The sequence below is a fragment of the Nocardioides sp. LHG3406-4 genome, from assembly GCF_049897745.1.
GTDB lineage: Bacteria > Actinomycetota > Actinomycetes > Propionibacteriales > Nocardioidaceae > Nocardioides.
This window is the reverse complement of the sequence record NZ_JAFCWV010000003.1, coordinates 154,321-171,066: the sequence shown is the minus strand read 5'-3', so window position 1 is coordinate 171,066 and position 16,746 is coordinate 154,321. Positions and strand designations below refer to the sequence as shown.

General features: G+C 70.2%; 20 protein-coding genes and 1 tRNA gene. 7 read left to right on the top strand and 14 right to left on the bottom strand.

Going from position 1 to position 16,746, the window contains the following annotated elements:
• Window positions 1-43 precede the first annotated feature (43 nt).
• A complete protein-coding gene (locus ACP7BP_RS12555) occupies window positions 44-700 on the top strand; it encodes an arsenate reductase ArsC (protein WP_426244960.1) in 657 nt (218 codons plus the stop codon).
• A 255-nt stretch (window positions 701-955) separates the two neighbouring features.
• Here the strand turns inward: ACP7BP_RS12555 and ACP7BP_RS12550 are convergent, their stop codons facing one another.
• Window positions 956-1,180, bottom strand: coding sequence for a hypothetical protein (locus tag ACP7BP_RS12550; protein ID WP_426244959.1), 225 nt, complete (start codon window positions 1,178-1,180; stop codon window positions 956-958).
• A 165-nt stretch (window positions 1,181-1,345) separates the two neighbouring features.
• On the bottom strand, window positions 1,346-2,662 hold the full coding sequence (locus tag ACP7BP_RS12545) for an NAD(P)-binding domain-containing protein (RefSeq protein ID WP_426244958.1): 1,317 nt from the start codon (window positions 2,660-2,662) through the stop codon (window positions 1,346-1,348).
• 85 nt (window positions 2,663-2,747) lie between these two features.
• Between ACP7BP_RS12545 and ACP7BP_RS12540 the strand changes: the two genes are divergently transcribed.
• Window positions 2,748-3,113 (top strand): ArsR/SmtB family transcription factor, encoded by a 366-nt coding sequence (locus ACP7BP_RS12540; protein WP_426244957.1) that lies wholly within the window; start codon window positions 2,748-2,750, stop codon window positions 3,111-3,113.
• Between the two features lie 720 nt (window positions 3,114-3,833).
• Here the strand turns inward: ACP7BP_RS12540 and ACP7BP_RS12535 are convergent.
• From ACP7BP_RS12535 to ACP7BP_RS12510, 6 genes are all read right to left on the bottom strand, one after another.
• Window positions 3,834-3,910: transfer RNA gene (locus tag ACP7BP_RS12535), tRNA-Met, on the bottom strand.
• Window positions 3,911-4,011: 101 nt separating this feature from the next.
• Entirely contained in the window at window positions 4,012-6,978 is a 2,967-nt protein-coding gene (locus ACP7BP_RS12530; protein ID WP_426245431.1) for a UPF0182 family protein, read from the bottom strand.
• Window positions 6,979-6,983: 5 nt separating this feature from the next.
• A complete protein-coding gene (locus ACP7BP_RS12525) occupies window positions 6,984-7,565 on the bottom strand; it encodes a PPA1309 family protein (RefSeq protein ID WP_426244956.1) in 582 nt (193 codons plus the stop codon).
• Window positions 7,562-8,617 (bottom strand): YlbL family protein, encoded by a 1,056-nt coding sequence (locus ACP7BP_RS12520; protein ID WP_426244955.1) that lies wholly within the window; start codon window positions 8,615-8,617, stop codon window positions 7,562-7,564. Before ACP7BP_RS12520 ends, ACP7BP_RS12525 begins: the two co-directional genes overlap by 4 nt.
• 26 nt (window positions 8,618-8,643) lie before the next feature.
• On the bottom strand, window positions 8,644-8,868 hold the full coding sequence (locus ACP7BP_RS12515) for a hypothetical protein (RefSeq protein ID WP_426244954.1): 225 nt from the start codon (window positions 8,866-8,868) through the stop codon (window positions 8,644-8,646).
• 49 nt (window positions 8,869-8,917) lie between these two features.
• Complete coding sequence (locus tag ACP7BP_RS12510) at window positions 8,918-9,343, bottom strand: molybdenum cofactor biosynthesis protein MoaE (RefSeq protein ID WP_426244953.1); 426 nt, start codon at window positions 9,341-9,343, stop codon at window positions 8,918-8,920.
• 220 nt (window positions 9,344-9,563) lie between these two features.
• On the opposite strand from ACP7BP_RS12510, the gene ACP7BP_RS12505 reads away from it, so the two are divergent.
• Together ACP7BP_RS12505 and ACP7BP_RS12500 are read left to right on the top strand one after the other, a co-directional pair.
• The gene (locus ACP7BP_RS12505) at window positions 9,564-10,880 is read left to right on the top strand and encodes a zinc-dependent metalloprotease (protein ID WP_426244952.1); all 1,317 of its coding nucleotides are present in this window, start codon (window positions 9,564-9,566) and stop codon (window positions 10,878-10,880) included.
• Complete coding sequence (locus ACP7BP_RS12500; RefSeq protein WP_426244951.1) at window positions 10,877-11,431, top strand: NUDIX domain-containing protein; 555 nt, start codon at window positions 10,877-10,879, stop codon at window positions 11,429-11,431. The genes ACP7BP_RS12505 and ACP7BP_RS12500 overlap by 4 nt, the downstream gene beginning before the upstream one ends.
• Here ACP7BP_RS12500 and ACP7BP_RS12495 read toward each other — a convergent pair.
• Both ACP7BP_RS12495 and ACP7BP_RS12490 read right to left on the bottom strand, forming a co-directional pair.
• The gene (locus tag ACP7BP_RS12495; protein WP_426244950.1) at window positions 11,428-11,961 is read right to left on the bottom strand and encodes a SprT-like domain-containing protein; all 534 of its coding nucleotides are present in this window, start codon (window positions 11,959-11,961) and stop codon (window positions 11,428-11,430) included. The genes ACP7BP_RS12500 and ACP7BP_RS12495 overlap by 4 nt on opposite strands.
• Window positions 11,958-13,016 carry a PHP domain-containing protein gene (locus ACP7BP_RS12490; protein WP_426244949.1) on the bottom strand — a complete coding sequence of 353 codons (1,059 nt, stop codon included), beginning with the start codon at window positions 13,014-13,016 and terminating at the stop codon, window positions 11,958-11,960. The genes ACP7BP_RS12495 and ACP7BP_RS12490 overlap by 4 nt, the downstream gene beginning before the upstream one ends.
• Before the next feature lie 23 nt (window positions 13,017-13,039).
• Here ACP7BP_RS12490 and ACP7BP_RS12485 point away from each other — a divergent pair, with 23 nt between their 5' ends.
• From ACP7BP_RS12485 to ACP7BP_RS12475, 3 genes are all read left to right on the top strand, one after another.
• The gene (locus ACP7BP_RS12485; protein ID WP_426244948.1) at window positions 13,040-13,885 is read left to right on the top strand and encodes an MOSC domain-containing protein; all 846 of its coding nucleotides are present in this window, start codon (window positions 13,040-13,042) and stop codon (window positions 13,883-13,885) included.
• A gap of 499 nt (window positions 13,886-14,384) precedes the next feature.
• A complete protein-coding gene (locus ACP7BP_RS12480; RefSeq protein ID WP_011754982.1) occupies window positions 14,385-14,543 on the top strand; it encodes a DUF5679 domain-containing protein in 159 nt (52 codons plus the stop codon).
• Between the two features lie 151 nt (window positions 14,544-14,694).
• Complete coding sequence (locus tag ACP7BP_RS12475) at window positions 14,695-15,507, top strand: hypothetical protein (RefSeq protein ID WP_426244947.1); 813 nt, start codon at window positions 14,695-14,697, stop codon at window positions 15,505-15,507.
• A gap of 10 nt (window positions 15,508-15,517) precedes the next feature.
• Here the strand turns inward: ACP7BP_RS12475 and ACP7BP_RS12470 are convergent, their stop codons facing one another.
• The 4 genes from ACP7BP_RS12470 to ACP7BP_RS12455 form a co-directional block, all read right to left on the bottom strand.
• A complete protein-coding gene (locus ACP7BP_RS12470) occupies window positions 15,518-15,679 on the bottom strand; it encodes a hypothetical protein (RefSeq protein WP_426244946.1) in 162 nt (53 codons plus the stop codon).
• 130 nt (window positions 15,680-15,809) lie between these two features.
• Window positions 15,810-16,010 carry a hypothetical protein gene (locus ACP7BP_RS12465; protein WP_426244945.1) on the bottom strand — a complete coding sequence of 67 codons (201 nt, stop codon included), beginning with the start codon at window positions 16,008-16,010 and terminating at the stop codon, window positions 15,810-15,812.
• A gap of 34 nt (window positions 16,011-16,044) precedes the next feature.
• Complete coding sequence (locus ACP7BP_RS12460; RefSeq protein ID WP_426244944.1) at window positions 16,045-16,332, bottom strand: WhiB family transcriptional regulator; 288 nt, start codon at window positions 16,330-16,332, stop codon at window positions 16,045-16,047.
• A 108-nt stretch (window positions 16,333-16,440) separates the two neighbouring features.
• Window positions 16,441-16,653, bottom strand: a complete 213-nt coding sequence (locus tag ACP7BP_RS12455; protein WP_426244943.1) for a hypothetical protein — start codon at window positions 16,651-16,653, stop codon at window positions 16,441-16,443.
• Window positions 16,654-16,746: the final 93 nt, after the last annotated feature.

Genomic DNA, 16,746 nt, shown 5'->3' with positions numbered 1-16,746 from the left:
ACGTAGACGAACCCATCCGTAACGTCACCCGGAGGAGTCCAACATGAGCATCCACGTGAACCCGGAGATCACCCTGGACCAGCAGGTCGCGCTCAAGACGGCCGCCACGCGTCTGCACAAGGAGTTCGAGGGAACCTTCAACACCGAGACCATCGAACGCTTCCTGCACAGCTCCTACGGAGAGTTCGCGGGCAAGGCCACGATGCTCAACTTCCTGCCGCTCCTGGCCGAACGGTTCGCCAAGCAGCGCCTCCAGGCGATGGCGAAGATCGAGGGCAAGGGCGCCGACGGGACGCCGGTGGTGCTGTTCTTGTGCGTCCACAACGCCGGTCGGTCCCAGATGGCGCTCGGCTTCTTCACCCACCACGCCGGCGACCGGGCTGTCGCCTGGTCGGGCGGCTCGGAGCCGAGCGACCAGGTCAACGGCGCCGCTGTGGCGGCGATGGCCGAGCGTGGCATCGACATCGCCCAGGAGTACCCCAAGCCGTGGACCGATGAAATCGTCCAAGCCGCAGATGTGGTTGTCACGATGGGCTGTGGCGACGCGTGCCCCTACTTCCCTGGCAAGCGATACGAGGACTGGGAGCTGGAGGACCCGGCTGGTCGCGATGTCGCCGATGTCCGGCCGATCCGCGACGAGATCGAGCGTCGCGTGCTCGCGCTACTCGACGAACTGGGCGTGCCCGCGAAGCCGAACTGAGGCGGCCGAGCGCTGCACGCGCGCAGCCAGCACGGCCGCCGTACCCGTGACCGCCACGAGGAGGCGAACAGTCCGGTGAGACCGCCGGTCGCGTCCGCGATCACGGCGCCGAGCCACGGATCGGCGCGTTGAGGCCGCTGATCGCGGTATACCGCTCAGGACCGCAGTAGTCGCAGACCTGGTGGCGCCGACCAGGGTGAACAGGCCACGCGCTGCGCCAGCGAGCACCGCGAACAGGACCAGCACGAAGTAGGTCTAGCGACAGGTCAGCTGCGAGTCCAGCGCGCCGGTGAGCGGGGCGAAGATGGTGCCGGAGAACACGACGTACGACGGGTTCCAGGCGACGCCGAGGATCGAGACGGTGCCAAGAGCGCTTCCGCCGGTCATCACCCACTGAGGCCCGTGCCGCTGGAGGGCGCGGCCGACGACGATCCCTGCCACGCCACCGGTCAGGCTGCCCGCTGAGAACGCGGCCGTCACGGCGGGCTGCGACCAGCCGCTCTCCGTCAGCGTTGATGTGCGGAAGCAGAACGGTGAAGGCGTAGAAGGGAGCGCCGCATCTAACGATCTCGGTCACGCACAGGGCCACCAGGACCCGGCGGAGGGAGCCCTCGATCGGATGCCGGGCTCCCTCGGAGCGATGTGTCAGAGGCTGACAGGGGTGCGTCCGATCTGCAGGACCGTCGGCGCTGGGGCGCAGCAACCACCACCGGCGCTGTCAGGGTCGTCGAACACACCCGCGCCACCGCACACCCCGGTGTCGGGCAGTTCGAGCTCGACCCGGGCGGCCGCCTCGTGATCGCCCGCGAGCTGGGCGACGACGCTGCGGATCTGCTCATATCCGGTCAGGGCCAGGAAGGTGGGTGCGCGGCCGTAGGACTTCATACCCACCAGGTACAGGTCCGGCTCAGGCTGCGCCAGGTCAGCGGCGCCGGTAGCCCGCACCGAGCCGCAGGAGTGGACGTTCGGATCGATCTCGACCGCGATCTTCCGCGGTGCCTCGAGCGTCGGGTCGAGGTCGAGCCGCATCTCGGACAGGAAGGACAGGTCCGGACGGAAACCGGTGAGCACCACCAGCGTGTCGGCCGCAGGCAGCTCCCGGCCGTCCTCCCCGACCAGGACCGCGCCGCCCCCCATGCGGCGGATCTCCGCGACGCGGAATCCAGTGACCAAGTCGACAGCCCCCGACTCTACGGCCTTCTTCGCCCGTTGCCCGAGGGCACCGCGCTCGGGCAGCTCGTCGGCCGCGCCACCGCCGAAGGTCCCGTCGCCGACCACCCGGCGGATCACCCAGGTGATCCGCGTTCTCGGATGGTCGGCGGCGATCTGGACCAGTTCGTGGATCGCGTTGAAGGCCGAGTCACCAGCGCCGACCACCACGGTGTGCTTGCCCGCGAACCGGGCGGGCTCGGCCCGATTCGGCACCTGGTAGGCGATCACGTCCGCCGCCGCCCGCTCGCCCAGCGCGGGCAGACCGTCCGCGCCAGCAGGGTTGGGCCCGCGCCACGTGCCCGAGGCATCGATGACCGCCCGGGCTTCCAGGCGCGACTCGTTGCCCTCCGCATCGACCCGATGGACCGTGAACGCTTGCTCGGCACGGTCCGCGTCGACCAGGCGGTCGCGGCCCTTGCGGGACACCCCGGTGACCCGGGCGTCGTACTGGATGCGGTCCCCCAGCGCCTTCGCCAGTGGGGCGAGGTAGCCGTCTATCCACTCCGCGCCGGTCGGGTAGCCCGTCTCGGGGGACGCCCATCCGGTCGGCTCCAGCAGTCGCACCGAAGCCTTGTCGACCAGTTCGGGCCACGCCGAGAACAACCGAACGTGCCCCCACTCGGCTACCGCCGACGCCGGGCTCACACCAGACTCCAAGACGAGTGGCTCCAGGCCCCGCTCCAGCAGGTGCGCCGCAGCAGCCAGGCCCTGCGGTCCCGCACCGATCACCACGACAGGAAGGTCACTCATCCCAACTCCTCACATTCAAGATCATCGATGCGACTACCCTACGGACGCATCGACAAATGTCAATGTATGAGCCAGAATGCTTTTCATGCCGTCTTCCCTGCCCGTGCTCCAGCCCGCCGAGCTCGCCGCCTGCTGCTCCCCGGTGACCGCGGGCATCGTCAGCGACGAGACGGCCGAGACGCTCGCTCGGATGTTCAAGGCACTGAGTGACCCGACCCGCGTCAAGCTGCTCTCGATGATCGCAGCCGCCCCCGATGGCGAGGCGTGCATCTGCGACATGACGGAGCCGGTGGGCCTGAGCCAGCCCACGGTCTCGCATCACATGAAGTTGCTGGTCGAGGCGGGCCTGGTGACCCGTGAGCAGCGCGGCAAATGGGCGTTCTACCGCGCAGCTCCTGATGTTCTCCGGTCCCTGGCCGCCGCCCTCAATCCCACCAACACTGCCGGCTGAAGGTTTCGCCCGCGCGTTCTCGGGGGCTCGTTGGATCAGTCAGATTGCTCTCAAGTTGAGAAGTTCGGCTTCGTCCGCTGCGCGTTCGGAGGCGCGGGCTCGGGTGCGGGCAGGGACACGATGCGGCGTTCCGACGGCTGAGATGCTTCTGGCCGGCTCACGCGAGGCTTGACCACGAGCTTGACACTCTGCATGAGGTCTACGCGATGCCGAGAAGGCCAGCAAGTGGAGCGGCCGCACCAGCGACGTCCCAGCGTGTCGCCTACAACCCGCACGAGCGCTGACGGCCGCGCTGCCTCGATAGCCAGTAGATCCAGTCCCGTGCCTCTTGCCCAGAGCTGCCGGGGGCAGTGAGCGTCGTTGCTTGAGTCGCCACATCACGGCCCGAGCGGCCAGGCACCAACGGATCTCGCTCGCCTTCCAGAGCGGAATATCCAACTCCTAGCCGGCTCTCCGTGCTGATACCAGCAGCTTCGGCGGATCGGGAGGCTCCCAGTGCTGTGCCTTCACCGTCACCCCCAGGCCTTCGCCGACTCCTTGGGCATGGAATTCGTCCATCCGAGCAGTGACCCGTACACGATTCGGCCCGGGCCGACGAGCAGGGCGAGCCAGCAACCGAGGCTCGTCGAGCCGAGGCGAACCACTACGACCTCGACCTGGAGGGATGACTGCTCAAATGCTTTCAGGCCCGGGATTCACAATGAATCCCGGGCCTGAGTTTGGTAGCGGGGGCAGGATTTGAACCTGCGACCTCTGGGTTATGAGCCCAGCGAGCTACCGAACTGCTCCACCCCGCGTCGCTGAACAGAACCTTACGTGATGCCCGGACGCGAACCCAAATCGGGTCGGGGTGACGCTCGGCACTGCGGCGAGCAGGCTCCGCGACCGGTCACGCCGGCTACGGCTTGGGGGTGCGGCCGGCGATCTGGACGGCCTGCTTCACCAGGTCGCGGGCCTCGTCGAGCGCCTTGGCCCAGCCCACGGTGTCGCCCTGCTGCTGGAGCCGGTCGGCCTCGGCGAACTTGTCCTCGGCGCGCTCGAGCAGCTGCCCGACCCGCTGGTTGAGCGTGCCGGTGGGCGGCTGGGTGGGCTCCTCGGTCGGGTCCCCGCTCGGCTCCTCCGTCGGCTCCTCCGTCGGCTCACCGGTGGGCGGCGTCGGCGGCGTCTCGGTCGACGGCTCGCCGGACAGCGCGCTCTCGATCGCCCCGGTCAGGGTGGTCGCGATCCCTACGCTGCCGTCGTACGACACGAGGACGTACTGGAGGATCGGGTACGACGCGTCCGATCCCGACTGCGCGGCGTACAGCGGCTGCACGTACATCAGTCCGTCGCCCACCGGGAGCGTCAGCATGTTGCCGTAGATCGGCCGCCGGCCGCCCTGCTCGAACTTCAGCAGCTCGGCGCGCACGCTCTCGTCGGCCGCGAACTCGTTGGCGATCTGGCCGGGTCCGCTGGTCGCCTCGTTCGGCAGCTCGAGCGCCCGGATCTTGCCGTAGTCGGGGCTGGTCGCGTCGCTGTCGACCGACACGAACGCGGCCAGGTTGTTCTTGTTGCGCGGCACGTAGACCGACGTCAGCGAGTAGACCTGGTCGGCCGGGCTCTCGGTCCCGGGCGGGTTGACGAAGAGCCGGTACGGCGGCTGGTACTTCGTGTCGCTGTCGTCGTTCGGGTCGAACGGCACCTGCCAGCGGTTGTTGCCCTCGTACCAGTCCTTGGCGTCCGTCACGTGGTAGCGGGCGTACTGGTAGCGCTGCACCTTGAAGAGGTCCTCGGGGTAGCGCAGGTGCTCCATCAGCCCGTCGGAGATCTCGGACTTGTCCTGCACGACGCCGGGGAAGATCGAGCGCCACGCCTTGAGCATGGGGTCCTCCTCGTCCCAGGCGTAGAGCCGGACCGTGCCGTCGTAGGCGTCGACCGTGGCCTTGACCGCGTTGCGCATGTAGTTGATGTCGTCGGTCGGCAGGGTCTGGAAGCCCGTCTGCTGCTGCAGCGAGTCGTCGGTCATCGTGGTGAAGGACGCACGCTGGGAGAGCGGGTACTGGTCGGTGGTGGTGTAGCCGTCGAGGATCCACTGGATCCGGCCGTCGATCACCGCGGGGTAGGGGTCGGCGTCGACGGTCAGCCACGGCGCGACCTTCTCGACCATGGTCCGCGGGTTGCGGTCGTAGAGGATCTTGCTGTCCTCGTGGACCCGCGAGCTCAGCACGAGGTTCGGCTCGCCGAACTTCGTGGCGTAGAGCAGCTTGTTGAAGAGCCCGCCGACCGGAACGCCGCCGGCGCCGTCGTAGGAGGTGGTCGTGTTGTCGTCGTCGCGCTCACCGCGCGGCAGGTCGAGCTCGACCGCCTTGCCGTCGGGGTCCCTGCCGACGATCGAGTAGCTGGGACTCTGCTCGCCGTAGTAGACGCGGGTCTCGTAGGGCTCGGGCGGCAGGTCGGTCAGCGCCGTCTCGTCGGGCTCCCCGCCCTCGGCCCACTGCACCTCGGTGCGCTGGGACTGGTTGTCCTCGGCGCGCTGGTTGGCGTAGGCGGCGATGACGCCGTTGCCGTGGGTGTAGACGGTGTGCAGGTTCGACCAGTTCTTGTCGTCGTCGTCGAGGCCGGCCTGGTCGAGCTCGCGGACGCCGAGCACGAGCGCCCGCTGGTCGGCGCCGGTGCCGTAGCGGTCGACGTCGAGGACGGGGGCCACGGAGTAGTAGGCACGCACCTGCTGGAGCTGCTCGAAGCTGTCGCGCACCTGCTGCGGATCGACCAGCGGGACCGAGGCGGTGGCCGCCTCTAGCGAGGCCAGGTTGGCTGCGTCGGAGGCCGAGCTGCTGGTGAAGGGCTGTTCGTCGACGTCCTCCACGTCGTACGCCGCCCGCGTCGCGTCGATGTTCTTCTCGATGTACGGCGCCTCCTTGTCGGCCTCGCTGGGCGTGACCTGGAAGCGCTGCACGACGCCGGGCCAGATGAGGCCGAGCAGGATGGCGGACAGCGCGAGCAGGCCGACCCCGAGCGTGGGCAGCATCCAGGTGCGGCGCCAGACGTTGAGGAAGAAGAGGATCGCGCAGATGACCGCGATGCCCATCAGGATGTTCTTGGCCGGCAGCACCGCGCGGTCGTCGGTGTAGTTCATGCCGGTGATGAGGTTGCCGGAGTCGCTGAGCAGGTCGAAGCGGTCGAGCCAGTAGTCGGCGGCCTTGGCGAGCACGAAGACGCCCACCAGGGCGGAGAACTGCGCCTGCGCGGCCCGGCTGAGCCGATCGCTCGACGCCTGGAGCCGGATGCCGCCGTAGAGGTAGTGCACCACGGCAGCGGTGATCAGCCCGATCATCGCGATCGCCATGGTGAAGTCGACGACGTAGTGCCACCAGGGCAGGTCGAAGACGTAGAAGCCGACGTCACGGTGGAAGTAGGGGTCCTTCTCGCCGAACGAGACGCCGTTGCGCCACAGGGAGTACTGGCGCCACTGACCGGCGGCCGAGGTGCCGGCGAAGACGCCCATGAGCACCGCGACGCCGAGCAGCAGCCAGCGCCGGATCGGCGCGACGGCACCGCGGTAGCGCTCGAGGTTGTCCTGCTCCATCGACGTCGGCCGGAAGAACGGTCGGAACCGGTGGGCGAGATACATGTTGAGGGCGACGGTGGCGGCCATCAGCGCGCCGAACACCGCGAAGAGGCCGATGCGGGTCCAGACCAGCTTGCTGAAGACGTCGCCGTAGCCGAGCGAGCCGAACCACAGCCGCTCGGTCCAGAACGACGCGAAGCCGGTGAACAGCAGGAACGCCGCCAGCAGCACGCCCGCCGTGATCACCAGGCTGCGTGAGCGCCGGGGCGCGGTGGCGGCAGGCTGCGGCCGACCTGACTTCGGGTCGTCGCCCAACATGTCGCTCACGGATGCTCCTCATCGAGGCTGGTGTCATCGAAGGTACTCAACAGAAGTTGCAGCAAGCCAGGCACCAGCTCGGTGCCGTCGACCACGGACAGCTCGTCGTCGTGGGCGCGCAGACGCAGCGCAGAGTACGTCGCCCCGGCGCGGGTGACACCAGCGACGATGCGCACCTCCTGGCGCAGCGGGTGCTGGCTGGCGAACGCGGCGGCGGCCTCGGGGTCGTCGGGGATGTCGTCGTCGACCTCGGGCGGCAGCACCAGGCGCTCCACGACGGCCGCGCAGCCGGTGACGGTCGGCGGCCAGACGATCTGCTCGAGCACCCGCTCGAGGTGCTGCCCGGGCGGCAGCTCCTCCTGCTCGATGGCCGTGAACGAGCCGTCCTGGGCCTGGTCGTCCAGACCCATCGACGCCGCCAGGGCCGGCTCGGAGGCGACCAGCCGTGCGGTGTCGACCAGCGCGTAGAGGCGCTCCTGCTGGTCCCAGCCGACCGTGGCGGCATGCGCCTCGATCTCGAGTACGGCGGTCGCCAGGGCGGGATCGCTGGGCAGCTGAGTGCTCAGCTCCTCGGGAAGGTCGGTCACTGGGGGCCCTCCTCGGGGCACGTCGGGAGTGGAGCGTCGGGGTCGTCGGTCCACGTCTCGATGGCCTGTACAGCCTCGTGCATCGTGGCCACCACGGCCAGCCGCATGTCGCCCCGGGGCGCCTTCGCGGCCTCCTTGCAGTTGTCGATCGGCACGAGGAAGAGCTCGGCGCCCGCCTCTCGCGACGCGGCGATCTTCTGCGGGATGCCGCCGATCGGCCCGACCTCGCCCTTCTCGTCGATCGTGCCGGTGCCGGCCACGACGGCGTCCTCGGTGAGCGAGCCCGGCGTGAGCGTGTCGTAGATCGCGAGCGAGAACATCAGCCCTGCGCTGGGTCCGCCGATGGTCGGGTCGATGTTGACGCTGACGTCGAACGGGAAGTCGAACCCGGGACCCGGCGTGATGCCTACCCGCTTGTCACCACCGACCATCTTGGGCGTCACCTCGATGGTGCGCTCGGACTCGCCGCGTCGTACGCGGAAGGTCAGGGGCTTGCCCGCCGGCGCGGCGTCGACGACGTCGACGACGTCCTCGGCCGAGGTGATCTTGCGACCGTCGATCTCGAGCAGCACGTCGCGGACCTCGAGCCTTCCGGACGCAGGCATCCCCTTCGCGACGTTGAGCACCTCGGTCACCGGCGAGACGTCGTAGCCCAGCTCGGTCAGCGCGGAGGCCACGGCGGAGTCCTGCGACGACACCATCTCGACCGCCGACTCCGTCTTGGAGTCCTCCTGCGTCTCGTCCGGCGCGTAGACCGCGTCGTACGGCACGACGGCGTCGTCGCGGCTGATCCAGGCGCCGGTCGCCTCGAAGAGGTTGACCGTCGACTGCGGCCGAGTCACGTAGACCGTCGTCATCCGCAGCTGCCCGTCGTCACGGTAGGTCTTGTGGCCGGAGACCTGCACGATCTCCTTGCCGTCCTGGGAGCCGAGCACGTCGACCGTCACACCGGGCTGGTAGGTGACGTAGGGCAGGCCCGAGGTGAGCGCCACCACCCAGAGCACCACGAGGAGCGGGACCGCGAGGATCCCCGCGAGGGTGCGCTGACTCATGCGCCAACCCTCTCAAACGTTGGCAACTACGACGCGTCGCGGGTCGGGCGTACGGCGATGCCCGTGCTGCGCTCGCGGGTCCGCACCACCGGGTCGGCGCGCGGCAGGTCCTTCTCGAGGGCGTGCGCGAGGCGTCGTACCGCGACGTCGCGGTCGACCTCGCCCCGGCCGTCCCGGCCGAGCCACATCACCCACGCCATGGCGCCGAGGGTGACGACCAGGGGCGGCACGAGCCACAGGAGGATGTCCACGAGGCTCAGGGTAGGGACTCCGTGGGGTGTCTCGCGTGAGGCGTGCCGGTCAGGGAGTGCCCACCCACTCGTCGGAGCCGTCGTCGAAGCGCTGGTGCTTCCACACCGGGACCTCGGCCTTGAGGGTGTCGATCAGTGCGCGGGACGCTGCGAAGGCCTCCCCGCGGTGGGCGGCGGTCGTGGCCACGATGACGGCGATGTCGCCGACGGCGAGGCTGCCGATGCGGTGCACGGCGGCCACACCGTGCACGTCGTACTCCTCGGCGACCCGCTCGGCGACGGCGCGCAGCCGGTCGAGAGCGGTGGGGTGGGCGGAGTAGTCGAGGCCGTTGACGCCCTTGCCGTGGTCGTGGTCGCGCACCCGGCCGACGAAGAGGGTGAGCCCGCCGGACTCGGCGTCGTCGAGCGCGGCGAGCACCTCGCTCACGTCGAGCGGGGTCTCGCGCAGGTCGACCAGGCGTACGGCGTCAGTCACGGGCCGAGTCTAGATGTCCCCGTGCTCCGGCGGACCGGCCCTCCCGCCCCCGGGCAGCGGTGGGCCACCCACCTTCGCCCCGGTCGGCGGTGAGCCAACCACATTCAGCCGGCCACGGACTGTGGCTGACCCACCGCTCGAGTGACGGTGCGTGCCGGTGATGGGCGCGCGGCTGACTCAGCATGGAGACGCGCTAGGGAAGGCTGAGTACCGTGGGGCCATGGGTTTCACGAATGATCCGACCAGCGGCCCGCCCGACGAGCCTGAGCAGAACCCCTTCAAGGGCACGCCCTTCGAGCAGCTGTTCTCCGGCGCCGGGGCCGCGTTCGGCGGGATGGACCTCTCCGCCCTGATGGGCCAGATGCAGGCGATGATGAAGCCCCACGACGGCCCCATCAACTGGGACGTCGCCATCGACATGGCACGTCGCGCCGCCGCCCAGGAGCCCGACCCCTCCCCCACGTCGCGCGACAAGGACGCCGTCGCGGACGCCATGCGGCTGGCCGACCACTGGCTCGACTCGGCGACCGACTTCCCGTCGGGCGTCACGGGCACCGCGGCCTGGAGCCGTGCCGAGTGGATCGTCAACACCACCGACGCGTGGAAGGTGCTCGTCGAGCCTATCGCCAGCCAGGCGGTCGAGTCGCTCGGCAAGGCGCTGCCCGAGGAGGCCCGCGCGATGGCGGGCCCGCTCATCGGGATGCTCTCGAAGGCCACCGGCGCGATGGTGGCCAGCCAGGTCGGGTCCGGGCTGGGCGCGCTCGCCGGCGAGGTGCTCGGCGCCACCGACATCGGGCTGCCGCTCTCGGCGCCCGGGGTCGCCGCCCTGGTGCCGACCAACGTCGCGACGTTCGCCGGCGGCCTCGACGTCGGTCACGACGACGTGCTGCTCTACCTCTCCCTGCGCGAGGCCGCCCACCAGCGGTTGTTCGCACACGTGCCCTGGTTGCGCGAGCACCTGATCGGCGCGGTCACCGACTACGCCCGCGGCATCGAGATCAACACCGCCTCGATGGAGGAGCAGGTGCGCGGCCTCGACCTCAGCAACCCCGCTGCTCTCCAGGACGCGTTCGAGGGCGGGTTGTTCGACCTCGCCCAGTCGCCTGCTCAGCAGGCCGCCCTGCAGCGCCTCGAGATCACCCTCGCCCTCGTCGAGGGCTGGGTCGACGAGGTGGTCGGCCAGGCCACCGCGGAGCGGATGCCGTCGGCCGCCAAGCTGCAGGAGGCCGTACGCCGCCGCCGCGCCGCCGGCGGTCCCGCGGAGCAGACCTTCGCCTCGTTGGTCGGGCTCGAGCTGCGCCCCCGTCGACTGCGCGACGCCTCCACCCTGTGGGGCTCGCTGCGCACCCGGCAGGGCACCGAGGCCCGCGACGGCGTGTGGATGCATCCCGATCTGCTGCCCACTACCGCCGACCTCGACGATCCGCTCGGCTTCCGCGAGGACGCCGCGACGCCCGACTCACTCACCGAGGAGGACTTTGAGGCGGGTCTGCGCGAGCTGCTCGACGGCCCCGGCGACGACCGTCCGAAGGAGTGACGCTCCACGCCGACGCCCTCGGGAGCCTGACCCGCTGGACGCCGCCGGCCCCGGACCAGCTGGCCCTCCGAGACCGCTTCGTGGCCCACCTGCGGGCTCATCCGGAGGGGATGACCCGCGCGTGCTTCCCCGACCACCTCACCGCGGGCACCCTGGTGCTCTCGGCCGACCTCGACCACGTGCTGCTCAACCTGCACCGCAAGGCGCGCCGCTGGTTCGCGTTCGGTGGTCACTGCGAGCCGGGTGACCTCACCCTGCTCGCTGCGGCCACCCGCGAGGCGGCCGAGGAGTCGGGCATCGCCGGGCTCGACCTCGACCCCGTGCCGGTCCACCTGGACGAGCACACGGTGGAGTTCTGCGACCCGCGCGGGACGGTCGCCCATCTCGACGTGCGCTACACCGCGCGGGCCGCACCGGACGCCGTACACGAGGTGAGCGAGGAGTCGCTCGACGTGCGCTGGTGGCCGGTGGACGCCCTGCCCGAGCTGGAGGACGAGATGCACACGCTGATCGACCTCTCCCGCGCCCGGTGGGCGCAACGCGCCGCCTAGTCGACGTCGTCGCCCTCGGGTGGCTCGAGGTGCGCCGCGGCGGACCAGCCGGTGAGGTAGCCCCTGGCGCGCTCGGCGCGCGGGAAGCGGTCGACCCAGGCCCAGAACCTCGCGTCGTGCCCCGGCTCGAGCAGGTGGGCCAGCTCGTGCACGAGCACGTAGTCGATCACCCATGTCGGCATGCCCTGCAGCCGCTCGGAGAGCCGGATCGACTTGTCGCCCGGAGTGCACGAGCCCCACCGGGAGCGCTGGTTGTCGACCCAGCGCACGGAGTCGGGCATCGCCAGGCCACCGAAGATCTCGTCGTTGAGCTGCCGCGCCCGGGTCATCAGCTGGTCGTCGCTGGGGCGCTTGCGAGCCTCGGCGCGGTCCAAGCGGGCGATCATCTTGGCCACCCACGAGGCCTCGTCCCTCTTGCTCATGGTCGCGGGGATCAGCACCACGATCCGGTCGCCGTCGCGATACGCCGAGACCGTACGGCGACGCCTGGCGGAGCGGCGTACCTCGACCTCCGGCTCCTGCCCGGTCACGACGACCCTCCCGCCGCCCAGGCGAGCAGTCGATCCTTCGGCCAGGTGTTCACGATGCGCTCGGCGTCGATGCCGACCGCTTCGGCGCGCTCGCAGCCGTAGACGAGGAAGTCGAGCTGTCCAGGAGCGTGGGCGTCACTGTCGATCGAGAAGAGACAGCCGGCGTCACGGGCCAGCTCGAGCAGCTTCGTCGGCGGGTCCCGGCGTTCAGGACGGGAGTTGATCTCGACGGCGACACCGTGCTCGGCGCAGGCCTCGAACACCGCGCGCGCGTCGAACTCGCTCTGCCCGCGGACACCCCGGTTGCCCGTGACCAGGCGGCCGGTGCAGTGGCCGAGCACGTTCATCCGGGGGTTCTCGATGGCGCCGATCATCCGGCGGGTCATCGCGGCCGACTCCATCTTCAGCTTGGAGTGCACGCTGGCCACGCGCAGGTCGAGCCGAGCGAGCATCTCGTCGGTCTGGTCGAGGTCGCCGTTGTCGAGGATGTCGACCTCGATGCCCTTGAGCAGGGTGAAGTTTCCGCCGAGGTGCACGTTGACCGCGTCGATGACGTCCAGCTGGCGGGCCAGCCGCTCGGCGCTGAGACCGTGGGCGATGGTGAGCCGTGGCGAGTGATCTGTGAGCACGAGGTAGTCGTGGCCCAGCTCGATGGCGGTGAACGCCATCTCCTCCAACGGGGACCCGCCGTCGGACCAGTCGGAGTGCGAGTGCAGGTCGCCGCGGAGCGCGGCGCGCAGGGTCGTGCCGCCGTCGGTCAGCGGCCCGCCGTGCTCGCGCTCGGCCCTGGCCAGCCGCTCGGGTACGACGCCGCGCACGGCGTCGGCGATCACCGCGCCGGTGCTCGGCCCGATGCCGGACAGGTCGGTGATCGTGCCGGCCTCGACCATGTCGGCCACCTGGTCGGAGGGGATCGGCAAGATCGCGGCGGCGGCGGTCCTGAAGGCCTGCACCCGCCGGGTGTCCTCGCGTCCACGCTCCAGGAGGAAGGCGATGCGTCGTAGAGCCGCCACCGGACCCGCGGTGTAGGCAGGGTCTGGATGGGTGCTGGCCATGGGGCAAGACTACGGTTTGCAGGGTGCGAATCGAGGCGCTCAACGTGCACCCGGTGAAGAGCACTGCGATTCGATCGGTCCTCCGCGCCGACGTCGGCCCGGCGGGGCTGCGGGGTGACCGCACCTGGATGGTCGTCGACGAGGCCGCCGCGATGGTGTCGGCCCGCGAGCTGCCCGAGCTCTTCCGGGTCGTCTCCGACACCTCGTCGACCGACCCGGCGCTGCGCTCGGCGTTGCGACTCCGCGCCCCCGGGATGCCCGACCTCGAGCTCGACGAGCCCGCCGGCCCCGACGTCGAGGTCACCATGTTCGCGCGTCCCCCGATGCGGGCGCGGGAGGCCGGGGCCGAGGCCGGCGAGTGGCTCTCGTGCGCCACCGGGCGCCGCGGTCTGCGGCTGGTCTGGTGCGACGATCCCACTCGCCGCAGGCTCAACCCGATGTTCGCCGCCGACGCCGACCACACCGCCTTCGCCGACGGCTACCCGGTCACCCTCGCGACCACGGAGTCGCTGTCCCGGCTCAACGACCAGGTGACCGGCACGGCACTCGAGCGCGGCGAGGAACCCTCCCCGCCGCTGCCGATGGCTCGCTTCCGGCCCAACATCGTGATCTCCGGCTCGCCCGCGCCGTACGCCGAGGACGACTGGACCCGGGTCGCGATCGGGGCCGTGGCGTTCCGGGTGGTCAAGGACGTCGACCGCTGCGTGATGACCACCATCGACCCGGACACGCTGTCCCGCGGCCACGAGCCGATCCGCACCCTGGCGCGGCACCGGCGGTGGGAGGGGAAGACGTGGTTCTGCCGCCACCTGGTGCCCGACGGGGTCGGCACCGTTGCCGTCGGCGACGAGCTCCGGGTCCTCGGCTGAGGAATTCCCTCGTCCCCAGCTCCCGCGCGGTGTCCGTGCAGGTCAGCGGCGGGTACGACGCCCGGGCCGGGCGTGTCCTCCACAGCTGCGTCCCGGGTTGTACGGGGGTTCTCCACGGCTCGGCGGCCTTCTCCACAGCTTTGTCCACAGGGTTCTCCACAGGGGTGGACAAGGTGGCGTTGACCGTGGTGGTCCCCGACTCCTAGCGTGGCCCCCGATGAGGCCCCCGGCCCATCCGCACGGCGTTGGCAAGGGGAAGGCACACGTCGGACGGAGCGGCAGGGGGCCTCCTCTCTGTCCGGTCCCGGGGCTCGTCCGGGGCTCGTCCCGGGTGTGTGGCCATCCCGACACGGTCACGCTTGGCGGGGTCCCTGCCACGCCTGGGCTCAGGCGTGAAGTAGGGTCGATCACGGCTCAGGGACACCCGTCCCAGAGCACCGGCGGGCTTCCCCGAAACCCCGTCGCGACGACCAAGTAATTCATAGGCAAGGAGGCCGTCATGGCGGAGACCTGGAGCGGCGAGTTCTACTGCGTCAAGTGCAAGGAGAAGCGCGAGGCGGAGGGTGAGGTCAAGGTCAACGACAAGGGCACTCGGATGGCCAAGGCCGTCTGCCCCGTCTGCGGAACCAACCTGAACCGCATTCTCGGCAAGGCGTAAGTAGCGCCCCACAGCTGACACGGCGGCGTCACCCCTACGGGGTGGCGCCGCCTCTGTGCGTTCTGGGCAGGCGTTCTGGCCATCGCGCAGCTGCTCGAAGGCTGTGGATGGCCGCAGCGCTCCCCCGCCGCCCGATGCCAGGGTGGGCGACATGGGCGACGAGCAGGCAGCACAGTGGGTTCGGCTGCGATCGGGCGTGCCCGTCGTACGCCGCGACGCCGGCCATCTCCAAGTGGGCGCCCATCCCGACGCCAGCCTCGTCGTGGCGGCCACGCCGGCGCACGCCGAGCTCTTCGCCAGGCTGGTCCGTGGGCTCGACCCGTCGTCGCTCGGCCCGGGTCCCGCCCGGCTCGTCGCTCGCCTCGCCTCCGCCGGGCTCGTCGTCTCACCCGGCGAGCGTGATCGCCGTCTGCTCCGGCGCTCGGCGACTCTCGTCGAGATCGCAGGTCCCGCCGCGTGGCAGGACGGCCTGGCCGCCCGGCTCGCCGAGGTGGGCATCCGGAGCGTCCCGGCAGCCGAGCGGCACGTGGACGCCGGCCTCGCCGTGGTGCTCTCCGCCGGGGAGCCCGACCGGGACCTGGCCGACCGGTGCCTGCACGACGACCGGACGACCCTGTTCGTCGCCGCCGTCGACGGCCGGATCCGGCTCGGGCCGTGGGTGGTGCCCGGCCGGACCGCCTGCCTGCACTGCCTCGACGCCCACGCCCGGGACCGCGACAGCCGCCATCCGGTGCTCGTCGAGCAGTGGACTGCCTCCGAGGCCGTCGCGGAGGTGGAGCCCTCGCTCGTGTCGCTGGCCCTGGCCTGGGCCTGCGCCGACGTGGTGCGCTGGTGCCACGCCGATCAGCCGACCACGTGGTCGTCGACCATCTGGCTCGAGGAGGACGCCCTGCCCGTCGCGCGGGGCTGGACACGTCATCCTTGGTGCGGCTGCTGCTGGGCCGGTCTCGAGGTCACCGGCTGAGCACGCCCTGTCACCACCACTCGCTGTCGAGCTTGCCCTCGATGCTCCGAAGGTGGGTGCGCGAGCAGGCGTCGCAGTAATTGCGCCGGCGGCCGTTCTCGACCGACGTCGTCCAGGTCAGGGTCTCCCCCTCGGTCTCGACCTGGCGGCCACAGTTGTCGCACGTGAACACCTCGCCAGGCTACGCCCGAGCAAGGGGGTGCGGACGCACGAGAGCCGGGTACGACGTGGTCGTCGTACCCGGCTCCCGTGCTTTTGTGAGAGTCACCCGCGATCAGGTCAGTGCTGGTGACCAGCCCTGATCAGAGCGCGCGGGCGAGGGCGAGGCGTGCCTGCTGCGCGGCCCGCTCGGCCTTGCGGCTCATGCGACGGGCCAGGGCCAGCTGGTAGCCGCGTCGCAACTGCTGCGCCTCTCCCAGGCGCGCGGACATTTGTGCGCGCGCGAGGTTTTCATGCATGAGATTCATGTCGTTACGTCCTTCGGTCTTCGAGGTGAGGTTCATCAAGGGATGTCTTTCGTGATGTGGTGTCCGCCGCTCAGGCAGCCACCCCGTTGTTGGTGTCCTTGCGGGGTCGGCCGCGTGGGCGCTTGCGCGGGATCACCACGCCTTGCAGGAAGAGTTCGCCGCCCCAGACACCCCACGGCTCACGCCGTTCGAGTGCGTTGTCGAGGCACAGAGCCTGAACCGGGCAGTCCTGGCACAGGGTCTTGGCGTGCTCCACGTCGCTGGGCGATTCGGCGAACCACAGGTCCGGGTCGTTGATGCGGCACGGAGCCAGTTGCTGGAGCTCTTCCGGCACACGGTCGAGAACACTGATGGTCATGTGTGTCACCTCCTTCTGACCTGATCGCTGAATGGTTCGGAGAAACAGAAAGGCCGCGGAATCCCTGATTCGGGATCCGCGGCCTGGAGGTGCCGGCGCTGTTGGGTCTCAACAGGACGGTGGTCTCCAGGCAGTGGTCCCCGGGAAGGCTCCCTGGGTGGCCGGAACGGTCACGAGGTTGGCGTCCGCGGCGATGACGCCCAGCTGACGCACTCGCTTCGCGGCAACCCAGCCGGAGCAGGCGAGGGTCGAGGAGGCGGCGTAGCCGGGCATGCCGAAGGACGGCGTCTGCGCCGTCATCGTGATCATGTGCTTGTTCATGCGGGCCACCTCCTTCGGTGCGTTGTGCGCGGACCGTGCCAAAGCCCTGTGCGCTGCGGACTCGATGGGAGGAAAACTATCGCGCCGGCTGCG

Coding starts and splice junctions, on each gene's coding strand:
- ACP7BP_RS12555 (WP_426244960.1), top strand. CDS start 44: ATGAGCATCCACGTGAACCCGGAGATCACCCTGGACCAGCAGGTCGCG.
- ACP7BP_RS12545 (WP_426244958.1), bottom strand. CDS start 2,662: ATGAGTGACCTTCCTGTCGTGGTGATCGGTGCGGGACCGCAGGGCCTG.
- ACP7BP_RS12540 (WP_426244957.1), top strand. CDS start 2,748: ATGCCGTCTTCCCTGCCCGTGCTCCAGCCCGCCGAGCTCGCCGCCTGC.
- ACP7BP_RS12530 (WP_426245431.1), bottom strand. CDS start 6,978: ATGTTGGGCGACGACCCGAAGTCAGGTCGGCCGCAGCCTGCCGCCACC.
- ACP7BP_RS12520 (WP_426244955.1), bottom strand. CDS start 8,617: ATGAGTCAGCGCACCCTCGCGGGGATCCTCGCGGTCCCGCTCCTCGTG.
- ACP7BP_RS12505 (WP_426244952.1), top strand. CDS start 9,564: ATGGGTTTCACGAATGATCCGACCAGCGGCCCGCCCGACGAGCCTGAG.
- ACP7BP_RS12490 (WP_426244949.1), bottom strand. CDS start 13,016: ATGGCCAGCACCCATCCAGACCCTGCCTACACCGCGGGTCCGGTGGCG.
- ACP7BP_RS12480 (WP_011754982.1), top strand. CDS start 14,385: ATGGCGGAGACCTGGAGCGGCGAGTTCTACTGCGTCAAGTGCAAGGAG.
- ACP7BP_RS12475 (WP_426244947.1), top strand. CDS start 14,695: ATGGGCGACGAGCAGGCAGCACAGTGGGTTCGGCTGCGATCGGGCGTG.
- ACP7BP_RS12465 (WP_426244945.1), bottom strand. CDS start 16,010: ATGAACCTCACCTCGAAGACCGAAGGACGTAACGACATGAATCTCATG.
- ACP7BP_RS12460 (WP_426244944.1), bottom strand. CDS start 16,332: ATGACCATCAGTGTTCTCGACCGTGTGCCGGAAGAGCTCCAGCAACTG.
- ACP7BP_RS12455 (WP_426244943.1), bottom strand. CDS start 16,653: ATGAACAAGCACATGATCACGATGACGGCGCAGACGCCGTCCTTCGGC.